This is a genomic window from Micromonospora sp. CA-259024 (genome assembly GCF_050936255.1).
GTDB lineage: Bacteria > Actinomycetota > Actinomycetes > Mycobacteriales > Micromonosporaceae > Micromonospora.
Window position 1 is genome coordinate 1,263,082 of record NZ_JBNJND010000002.1, and the last position, 21,183, is coordinate 1,284,264.

The 21,183-nt window shown below is 73.1% G+C and carries 20 protein-coding genes and 1 riboswitch; of the genes, 10 read left to right on the forward strand and 10 right to left on the reverse strand.

Annotation, left to right across the window (positions count from 1 at the left end; genetic code table 11):
- Window positions 1-61: 61 nt before the first annotated feature.
- Together thrC and ACQEUX_RS25285 are read right to left on the reverse strand one after the other, a co-directional pair.
- A complete protein-coding gene (gene thrC, locus ACQEUX_RS25280) occupies window positions 62-1,348 on the reverse strand; it encodes a threonine synthase (RefSeq protein WP_433053109.1) in 1,287 nt (428 codons plus the stop codon).
- A gap of 11 nt (window positions 1,349-1,359) precedes the next feature.
- Window positions 1,360-1,495: riboswitch (SAM riboswitch) on the reverse strand.
- A 67-nt stretch (window positions 1,496-1,562) separates the two neighbouring features.
- Window positions 1,563-2,525, reverse strand: coding sequence for a DMT family transporter (locus ACQEUX_RS25285; protein WP_433053112.1), 963 nt, complete (start codon window positions 2,523-2,525; stop codon window positions 1,563-1,565).
- Window positions 2,526-2,615: 90 nt separating this feature from the next.
- Between ACQEUX_RS25285 and ACQEUX_RS25290 the strand changes: the two genes are divergently transcribed.
- Entirely contained in the window at window positions 2,616-2,921 is a 306-nt protein-coding gene (locus ACQEUX_RS25290) for an ArsR/SmtB family transcription factor (RefSeq protein ID WP_433053115.1), read from the forward strand.
- A gap of 416 nt (window positions 2,922-3,337) precedes the next feature.
- Window positions 3,338-4,039, forward strand: coding sequence for a DUF4232 domain-containing protein (locus ACQEUX_RS25295; RefSeq protein ID WP_433053118.1), 702 nt, complete (start codon window positions 3,338-3,340; stop codon window positions 4,037-4,039).
- 9 nt (window positions 4,040-4,048) lie between these two features.
- Here the strand turns inward: ACQEUX_RS25295 and ACQEUX_RS25300 are convergent, their stop codons facing one another.
- Together ACQEUX_RS25300 and ACQEUX_RS25305 are read right to left on the reverse strand one after the other, a co-directional pair.
- Window positions 4,049-4,915 carry an ABC transporter permease gene (locus ACQEUX_RS25300; RefSeq protein WP_433053121.1) on the reverse strand — a complete coding sequence of 289 codons (867 nt, stop codon included), beginning with the start codon at window positions 4,913-4,915 and terminating at the stop codon, window positions 4,049-4,051.
- Window positions 4,915-7,779 (reverse strand): alpha/beta fold hydrolase, encoded by a 2,865-nt coding sequence (locus ACQEUX_RS25305; protein ID WP_433053124.1) that lies wholly within the window; start codon window positions 7,777-7,779, stop codon window positions 4,915-4,917. The genes ACQEUX_RS25300 and ACQEUX_RS25305 overlap by 1 nt, the downstream gene beginning before the upstream one ends.
- A gap of 373 nt (window positions 7,780-8,152) precedes the next feature.
- Between ACQEUX_RS25305 and ACQEUX_RS25310 the strand changes: the two genes are divergently transcribed.
- From ACQEUX_RS25310 to ACQEUX_RS25345, 8 genes are all read left to right on the forward strand, one after another.
- On the forward strand, window positions 8,153-9,331 hold the full coding sequence (locus ACQEUX_RS25310) for a hypothetical protein (protein ID WP_433053127.1): 1,179 nt from the start codon (window positions 8,153-8,155) through the stop codon (window positions 9,329-9,331).
- Entirely contained in the window at window positions 9,318-11,843 is a 2,526-nt protein-coding gene (locus ACQEUX_RS25315; protein WP_433053130.1) for a nitrate- and nitrite sensing domain-containing protein, read from the forward strand. Before ACQEUX_RS25310 ends, ACQEUX_RS25315 begins: the two co-directional genes overlap by 14 nt.
- Window positions 11,840-12,316 carry a roadblock/LC7 domain-containing protein gene (locus tag ACQEUX_RS25320; protein WP_433053133.1) on the forward strand — a complete coding sequence of 159 codons (477 nt, stop codon included), beginning with the start codon at window positions 11,840-11,842 and terminating at the stop codon, window positions 12,314-12,316. The genes ACQEUX_RS25315 and ACQEUX_RS25320 overlap by 4 nt, the downstream gene beginning before the upstream one ends.
- Complete coding sequence (locus ACQEUX_RS25325) at window positions 12,313-12,795, forward strand: DUF742 domain-containing protein (RefSeq protein ID WP_433053136.1); 483 nt, start codon at window positions 12,313-12,315, stop codon at window positions 12,793-12,795. The genes ACQEUX_RS25320 and ACQEUX_RS25325 overlap by 4 nt, the downstream gene beginning before the upstream one ends.
- Window positions 12,773-13,534 carry a GTP-binding protein gene (locus ACQEUX_RS25330; protein ID WP_433053139.1) on the forward strand — a complete coding sequence of 254 codons (762 nt, stop codon included), beginning with the start codon at window positions 12,773-12,775 and terminating at the stop codon, window positions 13,532-13,534. The genes ACQEUX_RS25325 and ACQEUX_RS25330 overlap by 23 nt, the downstream gene beginning before the upstream one ends.
- 38 nt (window positions 13,535-13,572) lie before the next feature.
- Window positions 13,573-14,088 (forward strand): hypothetical protein, encoded by a 516-nt coding sequence (locus tag ACQEUX_RS25335; protein WP_433053142.1) that lies wholly within the window; start codon window positions 13,573-13,575, stop codon window positions 14,086-14,088.
- A 36-nt stretch (window positions 14,089-14,124) separates the two neighbouring features.
- Complete coding sequence (locus tag ACQEUX_RS25340) at window positions 14,125-16,350, forward strand: AAA family ATPase (RefSeq protein WP_433053145.1); 2,226 nt, start codon at window positions 14,125-14,127, stop codon at window positions 16,348-16,350.
- Between the two features lie 103 nt (window positions 16,351-16,453).
- Window positions 16,454-17,386: an SMP-30/gluconolactonase/LRE family protein gene (locus ACQEUX_RS25345; RefSeq protein ID WP_433053148.1), complete on the forward strand. Its 933-nt coding sequence runs from the start codon at window positions 16,454-16,456 to the stop codon at window positions 17,384-17,386.
- A gap of 59 nt (window positions 17,387-17,445) precedes the next feature.
- On the opposite strand, the gene ACQEUX_RS25350 is transcribed toward ACQEUX_RS25345, so the two are convergent.
- The 6 genes from ACQEUX_RS25350 to ACQEUX_RS25375 form a co-directional block, all read right to left on the reverse strand.
- Window positions 17,446-17,955 (reverse strand): GNAT family N-acetyltransferase, encoded by a 510-nt coding sequence (locus ACQEUX_RS25350; protein WP_433053151.1) that lies wholly within the window; start codon window positions 17,953-17,955, stop codon window positions 17,446-17,448.
- Window positions 17,956-18,096: 141 nt separating this feature from the next.
- A complete protein-coding gene (locus ACQEUX_RS25355) occupies window positions 18,097-18,984 on the reverse strand; it encodes a hypothetical protein (RefSeq protein WP_433053154.1) in 888 nt (295 codons plus the stop codon).
- Complete coding sequence (locus ACQEUX_RS25360; RefSeq protein ID WP_433053156.1) at window positions 18,953-19,552, reverse strand: DUF3618 domain-containing protein; 600 nt, start codon at window positions 19,550-19,552, stop codon at window positions 18,953-18,955. The genes ACQEUX_RS25355 and ACQEUX_RS25360 overlap by 32 nt, the downstream gene beginning before the upstream one ends.
- A 22-nt stretch (window positions 19,553-19,574) precedes the next feature.
- A complete protein-coding gene (locus ACQEUX_RS25365) occupies window positions 19,575-19,970 on the reverse strand; it encodes a phage holin family protein (protein ID WP_433053159.1) in 396 nt (131 codons plus the stop codon).
- A complete protein-coding gene (locus ACQEUX_RS25370; RefSeq protein WP_433053162.1) occupies window positions 19,967-20,605 on the reverse strand; it encodes a hypothetical protein in 639 nt (212 codons plus the stop codon). Before ACQEUX_RS25370 ends, ACQEUX_RS25365 begins: the two co-directional genes overlap by 4 nt.
- A 169-nt stretch (window positions 20,606-20,774) precedes the next feature.
- The gene (locus ACQEUX_RS25375; RefSeq protein WP_433053165.1) at window positions 20,775-21,182 is read right to left on the reverse strand and encodes a DUF3263 domain-containing protein; all 408 of its coding nucleotides are present in this window, start codon (window positions 21,180-21,182) and stop codon (window positions 20,775-20,777) included.
- Window position 21,183: the final 1 nt, after the last annotated feature.

A 21,183-nucleotide genomic window follows, 5' to 3' on the forward strand; every position in this document is an offset into this window, starting at 1 on the left:
CCCCATCCGGGCGATCCCCCGTCCCCCAAGCGGCGGGGCGTGGCGTGGCGGCCGCGAGGGCTCAGCCGAGGAGGCCCGCGTCGCGGGCGGCGCGCAGGGAAGGCTTGATGTGGTGGGTCGGGCCGACCTGACCGGCCACCGCGTCGATGGTCTTCAGGCCCTCGCCGGTGTTGAACACGACGGTCTCCGCCGTCGGGTCGAGCCGACCGGACTCGACCAGCTTGCGCAGCACCGCCACGGTCACCCCGCCAGCGGTCTCGGCGAAGACCCCGGTGGTGCGGGCGAGCTGGCGGATGCCGGCGCGGATCTCGTCGTCGTCGGCGTACTCCATCCAACCGCCGGTGCGGCGGACCGCTTCCAGCGCGTAGAGGCCGGCGGCCGGGTCGCCGATGTTGAGTGACTTGGCGATGCCGGTGGGCTTGACCGGGGTGATCGTGTCGGTGTCGGCGTGCAGCGCGGTGGCGATCGGGTTGCAGCCTGCCGACTGCGCGCCGAAGACCTTCCAGCCGCCGTCCGGTGCCTCGACCAGGCCGATCTCGACCAGCTCGGAGAACGCCTTGTCAATCTTGGTGAGCAGTTCGCCGCTGGCCATCGGAATGACCACCTGCGCCGGGATCCGCCAGCCGAGTTGCTCGGCCACCTCGTAGCCGAGCGTCTTGGAGCCCTCCGCGTAGTACGGCCGGACGTTGACGTTGACGAACGCGGTGTCCTCGAATTCGTCGGTCTCGACCAGCTCACCGCAGAGCCGGTTCACGTCGTCGTAGGAGCCGTCGATGGCGACCAGTTCGCCGCCGTAGACGGCCGTGGTGATGACCTTGCCCTGTTCCAGGTCGCTGGGGATGAAGACCACCGAGGGCACCCCGGCGCGGGCGGCGTGCGCGGCCACCGAGTTGGCCAGGTTACCGGTCGACGCGCAGGCGAACCGGGTGAAGCCGAGCGCCTTCGCGGCGGTGAGCGCCACCGACACGACCCGGTCCTTGAACGAGTGGGTGGGGTTGGCGCTGTCGTCCTTGACCCAGAGCGGCGCGGTGATGCCCAGTTCGGCGGCGAGGTGCGGGGCCGCCACCAGCGGGGTCAGCCCCGGGTCGAGGGTGACCCGGCTGGCCGGGTCCTGACCTGCGGGAAGCAGCGCGGCGTACCGCCAGATGTTCTGCGGGCCGGCCTCGATCTGCTCCCGGGTGACCGTGGCCAGTGCGGCGGTGTCGTAGTCGACCTCCAGCGGGCCGAAACACTCGTAGCAGGCGTGCTGGGCGGCGAGCGGGTAGCGGGCCGAGCAGGCGCGGCAGACCAGGGCGCGGGCGGGGCTGGCGGAGGTGTCGATGCCGGAGGCGGCGAGCGTCGACGTCATGTCGAGGAGTCCTCTCATCTTTCCCCGCATCGCACCCTGCGGCGGGGACGGAATTGGCACCTGCCCCGCGGGTCGCTCAGCGGTGAGCGCGCGGGGTGGTTGCCGGGGCGTCGTCGGGCCGTATCCCTCAGCCCCTCTGGATGAGGTATGCAGTTGTGCCGTCGAGTCTAGGCAACCGTGCCCGTGGCCTCCACCGGGCATCCCAGGAAGTGGGTCAGCGGGTGGCCACCGCCACCGGGTCGACCACCGCGACCGGGTCGGTGACCGCCGTCGCTCCGGGCGGCGACGACGGCCGTGCCCGCGTGGCGAGGTTCGCGGCGACCAGCGCGGCGATGGTGACGGCGGCCCCGACCAGTTCGACGGGCTCCGGCCGGTAGCCGCGGGCGATCTGCACCACGAAGGTGGTCACCGGGACCAGGTTCATGAACAGCGCGGCATTGGCGGCGCCGAGTCGCTGCACGCCTGTGTTCCAGGCCAGGACCGCGATCACGGCACCCACGATCACGGCGTACGCCAATTGCGGAGCGACCGCCGCGAGGTCGGCGGCGGCCGGCGCGTGCTGCCAGCCGACGGCGTCGGCGCCGATGCTCGCGGCCAGCATGGCGGCCGTACCGGCGAGCGCGGTCAGGGTGGTGAAGCGCAGCGGTGACCACTCGCCGAATCGGCTGGCACCGTGCGTGTAGATGCCCCAACCGAGCACGGCACCGATCATCATCAGGCCGCCGAGACCGAACTGGCCGAGACCGGCCAGGCTCCCGCGGGTGATCACCAGGCCGACGCCGAGGAGCGCCACCAGGGAGAGGGCCAGCAGAAGCGGCTTCGGGCGTACGCCGTCACGGGCCCAGCGGACGAGCTGGGTGATCACCGGCGTGGTGGCCACGAAGAGAGCGATCTGCTGCGGGGCCGCGTGTGCGAGTGCCAAATTGGTGAACACGTTGAAGCCGGCGAAGCCGACCACGCCGAGCACCACCACCTCGACCGCCCGGCCGCCGTGCCGCAGCGCGCCGGCACCCTCGCGGAGCAGCAGGATGGCGACCAGGATGCCGGCCGCCAACAGGTAACGGGCGGTGGTCAGGTTGAGCGGATCGACCCGGGTCAGCGCGCTGGCCAGGACCGGGAACATCACTCCCCAGCCGAGCACGGCGAGCAGCGGATAGGCGGCGGCACGGGATCGCATCGTCAACTCCAATGTTCGAATATCGTCGAACCAGCGACTCGACCATAGGGTGTTGTTCGATAATTGTCGAACAAGGGTTACACTGGTCACATGGAGCCGCACGAACCCGATCTGACTGCCGTACCGGTCACCACCGTGCTGGCCGCACTCGCCGACGACGTGCGGCTGCAGATCGTCCGGGCACTCGCCCAGGGCGGTGAGTCCGCCTGCGGCAGCTTCGACTTCGGCGTCTCCAAGGCGACCCGCAGCCACCATCTGAAGGTGCTGCGCGAAGCGGGCCTGACCCGCACCCGGGCCGCCGGCACCAGCCGTCTGGTCCGACTCCGCCGCGACGAGTTGGACAAGCTCTACCCCGGCCTACTGGACGCGGTACTCACCCCCCGCCCGCCGGCCTGACCCGCACCGCTCCCGTTCGCCGACCGCGAGCCCCACGCCGGCCGGGTGGGCCCGGTCACCGGCGCACGCGGGAAGCTCCCTGCCGGAAACGACGCTGGGGTCAGCACGACGGTGGCGAGCAGCCTGGGAGGCAGCCGTACCGGTCACCGACGCACAGTGGGCGCTCACCCCTTCCCGTACGGCCTGTCGAGCTGCCCCAGATGCGGGGCGAATGGCTGACATGCCGAGAAATGATCCGGCCCACCTGCCAGGTGATGTCGTAGACGATTCAGCTCCAAAGGCACACCGGGAGGGGTGGCCCCATCGACTCGGCGGCAGGATCGAGGCGTGGCGGGGCAGTGATGCCGGCCCACATCTGGGGCAGCTCTACAGGGGCCGGTCGGAGGTGGGACGCCTGCATGGGCGAGGATCGGCGGATGATCTCCCAGGACGCGGCGGCATGGCGCCGGATCAGCGCGGCGGGCGCGGCGGGCGCGACGGGCGCGGCGGCTCTCCTGCTCGGTGCATGCACTCCGGCCGACCATCGGGGCCAGGCCGGGGACGGCCCGAGCCGGCCGCCGGCCGCATCCAGCACAACGCCGGCGAGTGCCGACCCGCTGGCCTCGTGCCCGGCGTCCGGCGTCCAGATCCGGTCGACCGGGTCGGACGCCGCGATGGGCCTGCGCGCCCTCGGCCTGGAGCTGGTCAACTGCGGCGACCGCCCCTACCAGCTCAACGGGTACCCGGTGCCGCACGTGTTCGACGAGCAGCGCGAGCCGGTCATGCTGCGCGTGGTCAACGGCGCCAAGGAGATCACCTCCGGCTTCGACCAGCCACCCCGGCCGGTCACCCTCGCTCCCAACGAGCGGGCCACCGCCGTGTTGCTCTGGCGCAACCTGGTCACCGATTCGACCGTGGTCGCCACCAACGGGGAGTTTCTGACGGTGGCACCCGCTGCCGGGCAGCCGGCCGCGGAGGTCGACCCGGACGGGCCGGTCGACCTGGGCAACACCGGCCGGATCGGCGTCAGCGCCTGGAAGAAGGCCGACCCGTCCACGCCGGTGCCGACGCGACCGGCCCCGCCGCCGGCGCCGAGCGCGGTGCCGTCGTCAGTGAGCCCGCCCGACAGCCGGTTGTGAGACCAGCGGCTACGACGTGATGTCCTTACGGGTGAAGCGCCAGAACGCCAACCCCCAGAACAGCGTCGCGTAGCTGATCGCCGAGATGCAGCCACGCACCACGTCGTCGGTCTGCACCGGGGTGGAGAGCAGCCCCAGCCAGGCGTCGCTGAAGTGGGTGGGCAAAAAGTCCCGCAGCGCACCCAGGGCGGTGATCTGGTTCAGGATGCTGGACAGGATCCACAGCAACACCGCACCACCCACCGCGCCCAGCGCGGCGTCCGTGGTCACCGACAGCAGGAACGCCAGCCCGGCCACCACCAGCAGTACGACCGCCAGGTAGCCGAGCACAGCCAGCAACCGGAGCAACCCCTCGGTGGGTTCCAGCTCGGCGGCGACCGTGCTGCGCAGCGGCGACCAGCCGTAGCGCAGGGTGCCGGCCACCAGCGCGGTGCCGGCCAACAGCAGCAGGGCCAGTCCCGAGTACGCGAGCGCGACCACCAGCTTCACCGTCAACAACCGGGCCCGGGGCACCGGAATCGCCAGCAGGTACCGCAGGCTGCCCCAGCTCGCCTCGCTGGCCACGGTGTCGCCGCAGAACAGCGCGACGACCACGACCAGCAGGAACGACGCCGACACGAAAATCGAGAACAGGGTGAAGTTGAGCCCGCCGGAGGTGGCCAGCTCGACCAGACTGGCGAACTCGTTGTTGCCGTTGTCGTCGTCGCCACCGGAGTTGAACTGGAACGCGATCAGGATGATCAGCGGCAGCAGCACCATGAAACCGAGCGCCAGCTGGGTACGCCGCCGGGACGCCTGCCGGCGGAACTCCGCGGCGAACGGCATGGTGGCCGACGGCCGGTAGCCCCGGGCCTCACCCGCATCGGAAACAACCATCACCGGTCACCGCTTCCCCGAGAGTTCTCGCCCACCAGGGCGAGGAACGCGTCCTCTAGGCGCCGCCGGGGCACCACCCGATCCACTCCGATGCCGGCGCGCACCAGCTCGGCCACCACCTCGCTGCGGGCCGTGCCATTGGTGTCGACCACAAGTTGGCCGTCGCTCTCCGGCAACACCCGGACCCCGTGCAGTCGGTCCAGCACCGCCCGCGCCGCGACCGGGTCGGTGACGTCGAAGAGCACACTCGGCGACTCGCCCACGATCTCCTCCACCGGCCCGGACGCCACGATCCGGCCCTTGTTCACCACCACCGCGTGCGTGCAGGTCTGCTCCACCTCGGCCAACAGGTGGCTGGAGACCAGCACCGCCCGGCCGTCCGTGGCGTAGCGCTGGAGCACCCGGCGCATCTCGGCGATCTGCGGCGGGTCGAGCCCGTCGGTCGGCTCGTCCAGCACCAGCAGCTCGGGAAGTCCGAGCATCGCCTGGGCGATCGCGAGGCGCTGGCGCATACCGTGGCTGTAGTTCTTGATCTTCCGGTGCACGGAGTCGCCCAGCCCGGCGATCTCCAGCGCCGCGTCGAAGTGCGCGTCCTCCCACGGCCGTCCAGTAGCCCGCCAGTACGCCTTCAGGTTGTCCAGACCGGACAGGTGCGGCAGGAAGCCGGGCCCCTCCACCAGGGCGCCGATCCGGGAGAGCACCGGCGAGCCGGGCACCAGTCGGCGACCGAAGACGTAGATCTCCCCGGCGGTCGGCTGGGTCAGCCCCATCAGCACCCGCAGTGTGGTGGTCTTGCCGGCCCCGTTCGGCCCCAGCAGACCCACCACCTGACCGGGGTGCACCTCGAAGTCCACGTTCGACACCGCGACGAAGCCGTCCGCGTACTCCTTGCGCAGTGCGCGCACGGCCAGCGGGGTGTCCGCGTACTCCGGATGCACCGACCGGTCCTGGCGGCGGTGCCGGCGACGGACCACGGCGACGACCACGACGAGGCCGATAGCGATGGCGGCCAGCAGACCGGCGAGCACCCAGCGCCAGATCGTCGCCGTGGTGGGGATCGGCTCACCGCTGACCGTGGGCAGGGTGACCGCGCCGTCCGCCGCCACCGTGTAGACGGTCGGCTGGGCCGGCGTGGTGTACGCCTGGTCGGAGGTGGCCACCACCAGGCGTAGCCGATGCCCGGCCTCCACCCGCCGGACGATCCCGGGCAGCGTCACGGTGACCGGGCGGGCGTCCTGCACCCGCTGCGGCAGGCCGGTGAGGCGAACCGGGGCGACCAGCCCGTTCGGCAGGGTGGCCGCGCCGTCCTTGTCGACGTCGTAGAGCTTCACGAAGAGCACCGCCTCGCCGGTCGGCGACGCGGCCCGCAGGGTGACCGTGGGGGCACCCGCCACGTCCACCGCCTCGGTCAGCGGCGCCGACTCGAACCGGGCGTGCTGGCCGGGCACGTCGCCCGCCACACCATCGAGCAGCGAGGCGAGCCCGCCGGCGAACGGGATCGAGGAGATGGCGGCCGGGTTGCCGTTCGGCGGGTTCGCGATCGGCTGGGCCGGGCCGGCGACCGCGACCTCCCGACGGGCGTTGCCGGCCAGGCCCGGGTAGTCGGCGCGACGGAAGCCGGTGGCGACGAGACCCCGGTCGAGCGCGTCGAAGCCGGCGATCCGCGACCAGGTGAAGTCGTCGCCGGGCGCCTCGCCCTCGCCCTTGACGTAGTGGTCGAGCCACTGGACGGTCAGGAACTTCACCCGGTCCGAGTCCGAACGGGGACCGGCACCGCCGTCGTGCCCACCGGTGAACCAGGCGACCCGCACCGGGGTGCCGGCGGCGGCGATGCCGCGCGCGTTCGCGTCCGCCTCACCGAGCGGAAAGAGCGTGTCCGCCTCGCCCTGAACCAGCAGGGTGGGCGCCTTGATCCGGTCCAGTACGGAGGCCGGGCTGGAGCGGCGCAGCAGGTCCACGGCGGCCTGATCGGCGCGCCCGGTGGTGGCGATGCGCAGGTACGCGGCGCACACGTCGGCGGCGAATCGACCGCAGGACGGGTCGGCGGCCCCGGCCGGGGCGCCACCGGGACCGGTGCCCGGGCCCGCGCCCGGCCCGGGGCTGGGCGGACCGGCCGACGCCGGTGCGCCCTGCGGCTGGGCGGCGGTCCCGCCGGAGAGCCCGGCCGGCCCGGAGCCCACGTTGCCGCCACCACCGAAGAAGAGGCCAGCCCAGCCCTTCTTGAACACACCCTCGGTCGGTGCACCGCCGGTGCTCTCCGGCAGGAAGGCTCGGGACAGGTCATTCCAGGTGATCATGGGAACGATCGCGTCGACCCGACGGTCCTGGGCGGCCAGCAGCAGTGCCAACCCGCCACCGTACGAGCCGCCGACCACACCGACCTTCGGGTCACCGGCGGCGTCGGTGCGCACCTCCGGCCGCGCGGCCAACCAGTCCAGCAGCCGCTGAGCGTCGCGCACCTCGTAGTCGGGGCTGTCCAGGTGGATCTCGCCGCCGCTGCGCCCGAAGCCCCGCGCGGTCCAGGTGAGCACCGCGTAGCCGCGACCCGCGAACTCCTCCGCGTCGGAGCGCACCGACTCCTTCGTGCCGCCGAACCCATGTGCCAACAGCACCGCCGGCACCTTCCGACCGGACGAGGCGTCGTTTGGCAGGTAAAGGGTCGTGTCCAGGTCCACCGGCTGGTCGCCGGACGGTCCAGAGCGGACGGTGAGCATCGCGCTCTCGGTGCGTACTCCCGGTCCCTTAGGCCACACCGCCCAGGTCACAGCTGCGGCCGACAACACAACGACCGCCGCCACGGCGATCGCGCGGCGGCGGGTGGGCAGGGCACGCCGGAACCACACGGCCGGCGACGGCGATGTCATGCGGCACACGGTACGGCCCACCGCCTGAGCGTTGACTGAGAATCGCCGTACGTCCGTCCGGTTGCCCCGATCGGTGACCGGTGCGGCGCGAGCGCGCATCGTCCGGCGCGGTCCAGTGAGTTGAGTTCGGATCCCGTGAATTCCGATCTTCGGTCGAAATCCATCTCGATCCCTCCATGTCACACCCACTGGCGAAACAGAGCGTGCCGGGAACGCGGACGAATGGTGACATCACTCGAACTGACGCGAACCTGACTCGTCAGCCAAGGCCTGATCAGCGGGGGGCTCGGTTAGTTTTCCGGTCCGGTGCACGGGACTTGTCGGCCAACCCGACACCGGGCCGACCGCGCCCCACGCCGGAGGAGACACACACATGACAGTCCCCGCGCCGCGGGCCCGTCGACGGCCGTCCACGCTGGGCCGGCTGCTGCCACTGGTGCTGATCGGGGCGCTGCTGGCACCGGTGGGTCTGCTCCTCACGTCCACCTGGCGGCAGACCACCGACGACCGGGACCTGGCCGCCCGGGAACGACTCGGCGTGCGGTACCTGAGTGCTCTGGCCCCGGTCACCGACGCCCTCGTGGAGGCCCAGTCCGCCGCGGTCAACGGCCGCCCCATCCCTGGGGAGACGCTGAACCGGGCGATCGAGGAGGCCGCCGCGGTGGACGCGCGGATCGGCGTCGAGCTGCTCAGCCAGGAACGTTGGGCCGGGGTACGGGCCAAACTGGAAGCGCTACGCGACCGCAGCCCCGCCGACCCGGAGTCCGCCTACACGGCGTACAGCGAGGTCACCGACCTGCTGCTGGCCCTGCACCGCAAGGTCCGGGAGAGCTCCGGGCTGGTACGGGACCCAGCGCCCGACTCCTTCTTCCTCCAGGACAGCGCCGGCCAGGAGCTGCCCGAGGCGGTGGTGGCCGCCAGCCGGCTCGCCGACCTGGGCACGCTGATCGCCCGGCGGCCGGCTGCCGAGCAGCCCCGCGGCCTGATCGAGCTGACCAGCCTGCGGGTGGCCGCCCTGGCCCCCGCCAACGACCTCGTCGACAACCTGCGCTCCGCCGTGGACGGCTCCGAGAGCACCGACCTCGGCGCCAACGTGCTCACCCCGCTGGACAACTACCAACGCTCGGTGGAGGCGCTGGCCGTGAACTCCGCCCCGGCGAACGGCACGGGCGCGGTGGACCCGGGACAGTTGAGTGCCGCCGGGCTCAACACGCACCGCGCGGCCCGCCAACTCCAGCCGGTCATCCTCGGTGAGCTGGACGCCCTGCTGGTCGAGCGCATCGACGAGCTCGACCGGGACCGCTGGCTGACCATCGGAGCGGGGGTGACCGCCGGGCTGCTGCTGAGCTGGCTCGCCGCGCTGCTGATCAACGCCGGACGCCGGGCCCGACGCCGGGCCGCCCTGGCCGCGACCCACGCGGACAGCCCCGACACCCCTTCGCAGGGCGACCCCTGGCAACCGGCGGCCGGCGACCCGCGAGGGCTGCAACCGGCCGGCGCGGTCGCTGGCCCGGAGGCCGCGCAGTGGAGGGCTTTCGATGCTGCTCGGTAGGCTCCGCATCCGCGGCAAGCTCGCACTGCTCGTGGTGATCCCGCTGCTCAGCATGGTCGGCCTGGCCGTGCCCGTGGTGCTCGACCGGGTGGCCACGGCACAGCGGGCCGGGGACACCGCCGACCGGGTACGCCTCGCCAGCCGGGTGGGTAGCCTCGTGCAGGACCTCCAACAGGAACGCATCCTCTCGGTCGGCTACCTGCTCGGCCGGGTCGAACGCACCGAGCTGGTCCGCAAGTCCGCCGACGTGGACGACCGGGTCGCCGATCTGCGGGCCGGAGGAAGCGACGCGCTGACCGACCGGGTCGACCACGCGCTGGACGGCGTGTCCAGCCTCATCGACCTGCGTACCGCCGTGCTCGCCCGGGTCGCGAACCCGGGCCAGGTGATGGAGGCGTTCGGCCCGGTCAACATGGGGATGATCGAATCGCTGCGGCTGACGTTCGGTGTGGACACCGACACGTTGCCGGGCCGTCAGGTGCTCGCCCTCGACGGGCTGCTTCGCGCCGACGAGGGCCTGGGTGCCTGCGCCACCCTGAGCGTGCTGGTCAAGGCGATCGGCAGCCCGGACACCAACGCCGGATACGTGGCGTGCATCGCCGCGCTCCAGGTGAACAGTCAGCGCTTCCGCAGTCTGATCACGCCCGAGCAACTCAAGGTGGCCCAGCTCAACGACGCGGCGGTGGCCGCGCGTACCAGCGCCGACTTCCTGGTCACCAGCGCCCGGGACCCGGCCAGCGCGGTCCGCGACGTGCCGATGGACGCGCTCTTCCCGGCCGTCCGCACGATGATCCGGCTCGGTCAGTTCGTGGAGAAGAAGCTGGTCGCCGACGTACTCACCGAGGTGACCGCCGAGCAGCGGCGGGCACTGACCGCCGCGTACCTGGTCGGTGGCGCGGCGGCGCTGATCCTGGCACTGGTGGTGCTGCTCAGCGCGGTGGTCGCGCGGACGGTGGCCCGACCGCTGACCCGACTGACCCGCTCGGCCGACCGGGTCGCCCGGGTCGCCGAGGCGGAGCTGGTCCGGGTCACCGACGACGAGGCGGAGAGCCCGCAGCCGGTCCGGCTGGAGCCGGTGGACATCCGGGCCAACGACGAGATCGGCGACCTGGCCCGGGCCTTCGACCGGGTGCAGAGCACCGCGGCGCGACTGGTCGAGCGGCAGGTCGCCGGCCGACGCAACGTGGCGCAGATGTTCGGCCACGTGGGGCGGCGTACCCAGAACCTGGTGGGCAGGCAGATCGCGCTGATCGACCGGCTGGAGCAGCAGGAGGCCGACCCGGGCCGGCTGGAGCATCTGTACCGGCTCGACCACATCTCCAGCCGGTTGCGGCGCAACGCCGGCAGCCTGGTGGTGCTCTCCGGGTCGGCCGGGGCCGACCCGCACACCGCGCCGGTGCCGCTGGCCGACGTGGTCCGGTTGGCGCTCGGCGAGATCGAGGACTACACCCGGGTGGAGGTGCGGGTGCCGGCGGGCATCTCGGCCGCGCCAGCGGTGGTCGGCGACCTCATCCTGGCGTTGGCCGAGCTGATGGAGAACGCCACCGTCTTCTCCCCGCCCCACACCCGGGTGCTGGTCGCCGCCGAGGCGGCCGGCCTCGGGGCGCGGATCACCGTGCTGGACCACGGCATCGGCATGGGCGAGCAACGGCTGGCTGAGGAGAACGCCCGGCTCACCCGCCGGGAACGGCTCGACCTGGCGCCGACCGAGGTGCTCGGTCTCTTCGTGGTGGGACGGTTGGCCCGCCGCCACGGCTGGGAGGTGGGCCTGGCCTCCACCGCCGGTGGTGGGGTGACCGCCCACCTGGAGATCCCGTCGACGTCACTGGTGCTGCGCCGCGCCGACCCGGCCGGGGCCACGGTGGCCCGCGCCGCGGTGCCGGCACGAGACCGGCGTACGGCAGCGCCCAACCCCGACCACGGCACTCGGTCCCTCACCACCGCTGTCGCCGCGCCCGCCCGTTTCGACTCGGACCTGCTCAGCCGTGCCACCCGCAGCCTGGAGGCCGGCCCGTCCTGGAACGCGTTCGGTGCCGGCCAGCCCGAGCGGGCCGTTCCCACACCCGAGGGCCCGGAGCGGTCTGGTACACCGGCCGGGCCACGGGTCCGACAGCGGGTGCCCGGGGCCAGCCTGCACGCCGCCGCCGCACCGACCCGGCCGGTCGACGCCACCGGCGCGGACCCGGCCGCCGCCCGCGCGCTGGTCGAGGCGTTCCAGGCCGGCGTACGTCGGGCCGAGCTGAACGTCGACCTGCCGAGCACGCCGGGGGGTGTCGGCCCCACCGTGGCGGGTGGTGGCGGTTCGGCCGAGGCCACACCGGACCGGCCCCGGCTGAGCCGACGGGTGCCGGGGGCGAACCTCACCGTCGTTCCGGCCTGCCAACCGCCCAGTACGCAGCTCGGCGACCCGGCCGAGGTCCGCAAGCTCATCACCGAGTTCGAGGCGGGCGTCGCCCGCGCTCTCCGCGAAGTCAGCCCAGACCGCCGGAACGAAGAAGGATCATCACGGTGACCAGCCCCTTCCTGCACGACAACGTCGACCACCAGAGCCAGCCCGGCACCAGTGGGGACCTCAGCCCGGAGGCCCGCACCTTCAACTGGCTGCTGGACTCCTTCACCTCCAGCACCGCCGGGGTCCTGGAGGCGATCGCGGTCTCGTCGGACGGCCTGCTGATGGCGATGTCGGCGATCAAGGACCGGTCCAACGCGGAGCGGTTGGCCGCCGTGGTCTCCGGGATGACCAGCCTCGCCGGTGGGGCGGCCAGTTGGTACGCGCTCGGCGGTCTGAACCGGGTGATCGTCGACATGGCCGACGGCTACCTGCTGATCAGCGCGATCAGCAGTGGTTCCGTGCTCGGGGTGGTCGCTGACCGGTCGGCCAACCTGGGCACCGTCGCGTACGAGATGACGCTCTTCGCCGGGCGGGCGGGTGGCGCCCTGACCCCGCGCCTGATCGTCGAGTTGAAGAACGCCGTCCAGCAGTGACCGCCGACGCCGCCGGCGAGGATCCGGACCCGGAACCCACGGCCCGGATCCGCCCGTATTTGCGCACGCCACCCCCGACCGGCGAGGGCACGGCGGTGGCACCGGCGCTGCCCGACCCGGAGGAGGGCGATGGCCGCCCTGCCGGTCCCCGTCCGTTCGTGCTCACGTCCGGGCGGGTGGCGGGTGCCGACCCGGCGATCGGGTTGGAGACGCAGGTGACCGCCCGCAGGGACAGCGGCTGGTGGACCGGCCCGCCCGGCACCCTGCTGGCACCGGAAATCCAGGCGATCATCGCGCTCTGCGCCGAACCGATCTCGGTGGCCGAGATCTCGGCCCGGACCCGGCTGCACTTCGGCGTGACCCGGGTCCTGGTCGGTGACCTACGGGCCGCCGGACACCTGGACGTGCACGTCACCGACGATGCCTTCGACCCCGACCTCATCCTGCGAGTGATTGATGGACTTCGTGCGATCTCCTGAATGGCCGGTCGCCCCGCTCGGCGGGGTCGCCGGCAACAGCGCCGCCGCCCGTTACGGCATGTCCCCGGGCACCGGGCCCACAGTCGGGCGTACCGGCCCGCCGTCGACCGCACCGCCTCCGCCGTACCGGCCCTCGTTCGGACCGGCGGCGACGCCACCACCGGTCGGAAGGCCGGCCGCACCACCGATCCCGGTCAAGATCCTGGTTGCCGGTGGGTTCGGGGTGGGCAAGACCACCACCGTCGGTGCGATCTCCGAGATCGCGCCCCTGACCACCGAGGCCGAGATGACCAGCGCCGGGATCGGCGTGGACGACCCCGGGGCCCGGTCCACCAAGACGACCACCACGGTGGCGATGGACTTCGGCTGCGTGACCATCGACCGCAGCCTGAAGCTCTACCTGTTCGGCACGCCGGGGCAGAGTCGATTCGGCTTCATGTGGGACGACCTCGCCCGAGGAGCGCTCGGCGCGCTGGTGGTGGTCGACAGCGCCCGGCTGGACGACTGCTTCCCGGCGATCGACTTCTTCGAGCGGGCCGGGCTGCCGTTCGTGGTCGGGGTCAACGCCTTCGACGGGCGGCTCGCCCTGGATCTCGGCGAGATCCGCTGGGCACTGGCCATCGGCGACCATGTTCCCCTGGTGCAGTTCGACGCCCGGGACCGGCTTTCGGTGCGGGACGCCCTGCTGGTCGTCCTGGACCGTGCGCTGGACCGTGCCACCCGGGACAGGAGGGCCTGAGCCGACCGGCTCCGGCCGTGGCGGGAAGGAGTGATCTGGTGAGGGGCGACCTGGACGAGACGCTGGCCCGGCTGGCCCGGCGTGAGGAGGCGCTGCGCCGGCGGGTCAACGACCGCGACGACACCGGGCCAACGCCGGGCCAGACCGGGCTCGGCCGCGGCGACGCCCGCAACGCCGGGCCGGGCCGGCACGACGCCCGCCACGCGGGAGTGGACGCCCCGGGCGAGGTGGCCGGGTGGGGGCCGGTCGAGGAGGTGGCCGAGGCGGTCCGTCAGGTCGTCGGCGCGTACCCCGGGTTGGTGGTGACCGTTGGGGTGGAGCACGCCGGGCGGACGTACCCGCTGCGGGTCTCCTGGGACGGACCGGACGTCACGGTCGGGCCGGTGCCCCCGGCGGCCCCGGTGGAACCACCACCGGCCTGGCCGCTGTCCGGCCGGACGGTGCCCGCCTGGGCACCCGGCCCGGACGGGTTGACCCCGGACCCGGCGGCCCGGTTGGCCGAGCTGATCCGGCGGGACCCGTCACTGTTGGACGAACTGGATCCGCCGCGCTGACCGGCGGGGCTGGCTGCTGGCGGCTACGGTCGGGCGGTGGCGCAACCCGACCTGACCCTGACGGCGAGCCTACGACCGGCCGCGCTGGACGCCCGACGGGGCATCGTGCGCCTGCACCCGGAGGCGCTGACCGCGCTGGGGTTGCGCCCCGGCGACCCGGTCCGGCTCGCCGGACGCCGGGAGACGGCCGGCATCGTGGCAGCGGCCACGCCGGGCGCGAGCAGCGCCCTGCTGTACGCCGATGATCTGACGTTGGGCAACCTGGGCCTGCGCGACGGCGGCCAGGTGCGGGTGACCCCGGTGCCGCTCGTCCCGGCGGGCCGGGTCATCCTGGCCGGGCCCGTGGAGGTGGTCGCGGCGGTCAGCCCGGAGATGCTCCGGCTCGCCCTGCTGGGCAAGGTGCTCACCGCTGGCGACGACGTCTCGCTGCTGCCACAGGACGTGCTGCCGGACGCCTCGGTCCGCAGCCTGGTCGAGGCGGCTCGGCGCAGCCTCGCCAATACTGTCGGTTTCGCCTGGACCAGCACCCTGCTCACCGTGGTCACGGTCGAGCCGGCCGCCGGCGCGCTGGTCACCATGGACACGGTGGTCGCCTGGGAGCACGGCCCGGCCACCCACGGCGGGCCCGCACCGGTCGGCGCCGCGCCGGCCCAGCCGCGCGGGACGGCCGACGCGGTCCCGGTGGTGGAGCCGACTGACGATGCTCCGGATGTGGACGAGTTGCCCGGGCTGCGGGCCCAGGCCGAGGAGCTGACCGAACTGCTCGACCTCGGCTTCCACCACCGGGAGGTGTTGGGCCGGCTGAGCACCACCATCTCGTTGGGGGTGCTGCTCGTCGGGCCGGCCGGCTCCGGGAAGTCGGCCCTGGTCCGCGCCGTCGCCGCCCGGGTCGGTGCCCGCGTCCATCCGCTCTGGGCACCCGAGGTGGCCGCCCTGGCCAACCAGGCCGCCGCCGACCGGTTGCGCGGCGCGGCGACGGCGGCCCGGGCCGGCGGGCCGGCGGTGCTGCTGGTCACCGACGTCGAGGCGCTCGCGCCGGCGGACGAGCCCGGACCGGTGGCGACGGTGTTCCGCCAGGTGCTCGCGGAGACCGTCCGAGCCGGTGTCGCCGTGGTCTGCACCACCGGCCGGCCGGAGGCGGCCGACCCCGCACTGCGCGCGCCCGACCTGCTGTCGCTGCGGATCAGCATCCCGCTCCCCGACCCGGCGTTGCGCCGCGAACAGCTCACCGTGCTGACCCGGCAGGTGCCGCTGGCCGACGACGTCCGGCTGGACGAGGTGGCCGCGCGTACCCCCGGGTTCGTCGCGGCGGACCTGGCCGCGCTGGTCCGGGAGGCCGGGGTACGCGCGGCGCTGCGGCAGAAGGCCGCCGAGACGCCAACGGTGTCGATGGCCGACTTCGCCGCCGCACTGGAGGTGGTACGACCGACCACGATGGCGGCATCCACCCTCGATCTGGCCTCGGTGACGCTGGACGACGTGGGTGGCCTGGACGAGGTCAAGCAGACGCTGACCGAGTCGGTGCTGTGGCCGCTGACCTACCCGGACACCTTTGCCCGGCTCGGGGTGCAACCGCCGCGCGGCGTGCTGCTCTACGGGCCACCGGGCTGCGGCAAGACGTACCTGGTCACCGCGTTGGCCGGGTCGGGCCGGGCCAACGTGCTGTCGGTGAAGGGCGCGGAGTTGCTTTCCAAGTGGGTCGGCGAGAGCGAACGCGCGGTCCGCGAGCTGTTCCGCCGCGCGCGGGAGGCGGCCCCCACCCTGATCTTCCTGGACGAGGTGGACGCGCTGGCGCCGGTACGCGGCCAGGCCACCGACGGGGGCACCACGGACCGGGTGGTCGCCGCGCTGCTCACCGAACTGGACGGGGTGGAGACGCTGCGCAACGTGGTGGTGGTCGGTGCGACGAACCGGCCGGACCTGGTCGACCCGGCGCTGCTGCGGCCGGGCCGGCTGGAGCGGCTGGTCTACGTGCCACCGCCGGACGGGCCCGCCCGCGCGGAGATTCTGCGGGCCGCGTCCCGGCAGGTGCCGCTGGCACCGGACGTCGACCTGGCGGCCCTCGGCGACGAGCTGACCGGCTTCTCCGCGGCGGACTGCGCGGCGCTGGTCCGGGAGGCCGCGCTGGCCGCGATGCGGGAGTCGTTGGCTGCGGCCACGGTCACCGCCGAGCATGTGGCGAGTGCGCGGGCACGGGTACGCCCGTCGCTGGACCCGGCCCAGGTCGCCTGGCTGGCCGCGTACGCCGCCGGACGGGCGTGATCAGAGACGACTGGACGCGAGTCAACCTTTCGTCGCACCCAGGGTGTTCCTATGACGTCACATTCCCCAGTGGAGTTATCCACTCGGCGTCAGGCGGTGCTCCTTGCAAAGGCTGTTCTCTCTCATCGTCGTTCCGCTGCTGGCGGCGGCGACCCTGTCCACGGTCGGCTCACCGGCGGTCGCTCACCCGGCGAAGCCGTTCCCGGCCCGGATCGCCCTGCCCGACGGCTTCACTCCTGAGGGGCTGACGATCGGTCACGGCACCACCGTGTATGTAGGGTCCATTTTGGACGGTGCGGTGTGGCGGGGCGACTTACGCACCGGCCGTGGCTCGGTGCTGATCCCGGGCAACCCGGGGACCGACAAGGCGGGCCTCAAGCTCGACCAGCAGGGCCGGCTGTGGACTGCCGACTTCTCCGGCGGCGGCGCCAGCGTGTACGACGCGGGCACCGGCGCCAAGCTGGCCCACTACCAGTTCACCGACGAGCCGGGCAGTTTCGTCAACGACCTGGTGATCACCAAGCGGGCGGTCTACTTCACCGACTCCGCCCGGCAGGTGCTGTACGTGGTGCCGCTGGGCCCGGGTGGTCGCCTGCCGGCCCCCACCGCCTTCCGGGTCCTGCAGCTCACCGGCCCGGCCGCGACGCCGGACGTGTACCACAACGGGATTGTGGCGCTGCCGGACGGGGATCTGCTGGTCGCGCAGATGCTGCCCGGTCGGCTGGTGCGCATCGACCCTCGCACCGGTGGCAGCCGGTACGTCGACCTCGGTGGCTACTCGGTGGAGCGGGCCGACGGGCTGGTGCTGAGTGGGCGCACCCTCTACGTGATCCGGAACCTGACCAGCGTCATCGCGGTGGTCCGGATGAACGCCGGGTACACCGCCGGGGTGGTGCAGCGGGAGATCACCGGCCCGCAGCTGCGGGTGCCGGCCACCGGTGACCTGTTCGGCTCGGCGCTGTACGTCGTGAACGGCCGCTTCGACGTGGAGTCGACGCCGAGCACCGACTACGACATCGTCCGGGTCCCGGCCTGATCCGGCGGCCGGCGCCGACCGTACCGGCCGCCGCCGGCCGACCCGGACACAAGGAAGCCTCAGAGCGCGGGGGGCGTCGAATCAAGGCAAATTTCGGCACGCACCTTGCCGCCGTCCTCGCGCAGTTTCGCACCGCATTTTTCGAGTACGGAGACCGCGCCGATGTTGTCCGGGGTCGTCTCCGCCACCACGGCCCGCATGCCGGCCCGCGCGGCGGCGTTCAACAACTCGCGCAGGGCGACGGCGCCGATCCCCTGACCCCGCGCCGAGCGCCCCAGCCACATTCCGGTCTCCACCGTGCCCGGCTCGTCACAGCGAGTCATCCGAACCATGCCCACCACCTCGCCGCCGACGAGGATCGCGTACATCTGGGAGCCGGTCGGGCCGTCCAGGCCACCGAAACTCGCCCGGTGGAGCTCCCGGAACGCCTCCCGGCGGGCGAGCGACCATCCGGCGGGAGCCTCCACCGGAGGCATCACATCATCCGGCTCGGCCTCGGCAGCCGCTACGGAGAGCAACGGCTCCAGGTTCCGCTCGTCCACCGGCTCCAGCCGGACCGCACCCGCCACGTGCCGCAGTCTGCCGGCCTCATCGGCCGAAGTCCACCCCATTGGGCATCCAGTGGCGGTCCGGTCACCGGTACCGGCCGGTCGGGCGGCGTGGGTGTTCCTCCTCACGCTCCGCTGTCACCCGTCGGGGTGAAAGAGCGCTCAGGCCGTCCGCTCGAACTCGCAGAACACCACCGAGGCGTCGTCGGTGGCCTTGTGCCGGCGCAGCCGGTCGGGGTGGTCGCGCTCGGCGTCGCGGACCCGGTCGAGCAACGCGCCCGGCCCGTCGGCGCTCAGCAGGTCAAGCAGACCGACCCAGTCGGTCAAGCCGAACTGCTCGACCGCGCTGGACGCGCCGTCGCTGAGCAGCGCCGCCCGGCGTACCGCCCCCGGGCCGTGCCGGGGCAACGTGCCGGTCACCGCGTGGAACGCCGCGTCGGGGTCGGCTGCCGCCACCCAGTACCCGTGTGTGCGGTTCATCCGCTCCCGCTGGACGCCCACCGCGTGCCGGAACCGGGTGACCGGGTCGGCCGCGCCGCCCGGCACGGTGGCCACTGTCTCCCGCAGCTCGGCCATCGCCGCGTCCAGCCGGTCGTCGGTCACCACACTGACCTGCCCGCCGGCGTCCAGGACCAGCGGGCTGTCGCAGAGCACCAGATAGTCCACCTGGTCCCCGCAGTCACGCAGGAGGCAGACCGTGCTGGACGGGGTGCCGGGATGGTCGAGGTCGCACTGCCCGCCGTGGTCGGCGCGTACGGCGAGGATGGCCGCGGCCAGGTTGCTGGTCAGCCGGGCCGCCGGGCGTACCGCCTCGGCCACGCCGATGCGGGCGGCCAGGTGCCGGACGTACCACTCCGGCCCGTGCACGCAGCCGGTGTCGAAGCCCTCCGGCACCGTCGCGCCGTCCAGGACACCGACCAACGGACCGAACCGGAAGACCAGGTCCTCGTTGACCGGCCGGCCCGGGGCCGGCGCGGACGCGGATCGCACCCGCATCACCGGCCCCGCACCGATCGGATCAGCGCTGCCGGAGGTCGTTGGCGGCCGCATGCGCCTCCCCCTGCACCTGACCGGTGGCCGAACGGCCCTGGTCGCGTACCGCGGACACCCCCTGCTGGGCGGTGGACCGCACCGACTGGGCCGCCTGCTGCGCGGGCTCCCGCAGGTTGTCCTGGACCTGGTGGCCGACCTGGCTCGCCTGCTGACGAAGCTCGTCGGAGTGCTCACTGACCATGCTGCGGGCCCGGCCGGCGAGTTGCCGCTCGCGCCCACTCGGCGGGATCAGCGAGGCGGCCAGCAGGCCGACGCCGAAGGCGACCAGGCCAGCGGCCATCGGGTTGCCCTGGGCCTGCTCGCGGGACTGCTGCCCGAGTGACCGGGTTTCGTCACGGACCGAGCCGGCGGCGTGCGACATCCGCTGGCCGGCCTCCTGACCCAGGTGGTTGGAGCTGCCCATCATCTTCTCCTTCGCTCGGGTGAGCGCGCCGCGAGCCTGCCCGACGCTGTCACCGGCGATCCGACGCGGGTTGACCTTGTCGGCCAGGGCGTCGACGTCACTGCTCAACTCGTTGCGGGTGGTCTCGATCTCCCGCCGGATCCGATCCGGATCACTGGACATGACCTGTTTCCTCCCGACTCGTTCACCGGCCCCGCAGGGCGTCCGGCAACTCCCGGGCGCTCTGCTTCGTCCGGGGCAGAACCGCACGTGCCCGCTTCAGCTGGGTCCGGGCGTTGAGGAAGAGCCCACCGGCGACGGCGGCCCAGATGACCGCGACGATCAGCGCAGCCCACCCCTGGTCCATCGCGTTGGACAGCCCCCACCACAGGGCATACGACACGAACAGCACCGCCAGGAAACCGGCCAGCCCCGCACCGCCGAACATACCGCCGGCCTTGCCGGCCTGACCGACCTCCTCGCGCAGCTCGGCCTTGGCCAGCTCGACCTCCTTACGCACCAGAGTGGACATGTCCCGGGTCACGTCGCCCAGCAGTTCACCGACCGACGCCTGGGTCCGTTCCTTCTCCGGGGCGCTCACGGTGCCACCCCGCCGGGCAGATCCGACTCGGGCCGGCCGGCCGGCGAGACGTTCTGCGCCCGCGCCGTCCCGGCGTACGGCTGCTGACCGGTATCCGCCGGGACGCCCTGTGGCGCCGCCGGAGCGCCGCCCGCGCTCGCACTCCCACCGTTGCCGGAGGCCGATCCGGTCAGACCGCGCGTGAGCCGCCCGACCAGCAGTCCGGCGACTGCCGCACCCGCCAGGAACGTCCCCGGATGGCGCCGCGCGTACGTGCGTACCTCGTCGAGAACTTCGCCGGGTTCGCGTTCGTCGAGCCATCCGGCGGCCTGCTGGGCGGCGTCGGCCACCCGCCGTACCGCGTGACCGGCCAGCCCGGAATCACCGTCCCGGTCGGCCATCGACCCCAACTCCCGACCCAGGTCGCGCAGGCCCTCGGCGGCCCGCCGCTGCTGCGTCTGCGCCTGATCCCGAAGCTGCCCACTGGCCTGGCCGGTCAGTTGCTGGGCCTGTCGCCGCGCCTCGGCGGCCACCTGCCCGCCCTGCTCGGCGGCGGCGTGGGCGACCTGACCCCCGGCCTGCGTGGCCTGGTGGCCGACTCGGGAGGCCTCCTGCCGGGCCTGCTGCCCGCGCCCGCTCTGATTCGTTGCCGTCATGCTCCGCTCCCCTCCTGGGTGCTCGGTCGCCTGGCGACCCCGGAACACCTCCGGCCTACCCGCCTGGCCAGCCGGCATGCGGCGGGACCGGCTGGCCCGGACGCGGAGACGGCGTCGACGGGAGGAACAGGCGGAATCCGCCCGCAGGGTACAAAAGGTGGCAGCGCGGTCAGCGGCGGCGGTTGCGGGCCCGCGACGAACGCAGCCGGCGGAGCCGACCGATCAGCAGTGGGTCGGCGGCAAGTGCGGCGGGGTTGTCCAGCAGCCCGTTCAGCAGCTGGTAATACCGGGTCGAGGAGACCCCGAAGGTGTCCCGGACGGCCTGCTCCTTCGCACCGGCGTGCCGCCACCACTGCTGTTCGAACGTGAGGATGGCCCGTTCCCGCTCGGTCAGCCCGGCCACCGGCGCGGTCGGCGCGCCGTCGTCGCCGTCGTCGTCCGGGGCGAGATCGTCGGTGCTCTCGACGGACGGTGCGGGCCGGGGAGTCGGGACGGTGGGCCCGCCACCAGCCGCCGCATCGCCCGGACGAGCGTCGGTGGACGGCTCGGGGGCGGTCGGGGTGGTGTCGGCGGGCATG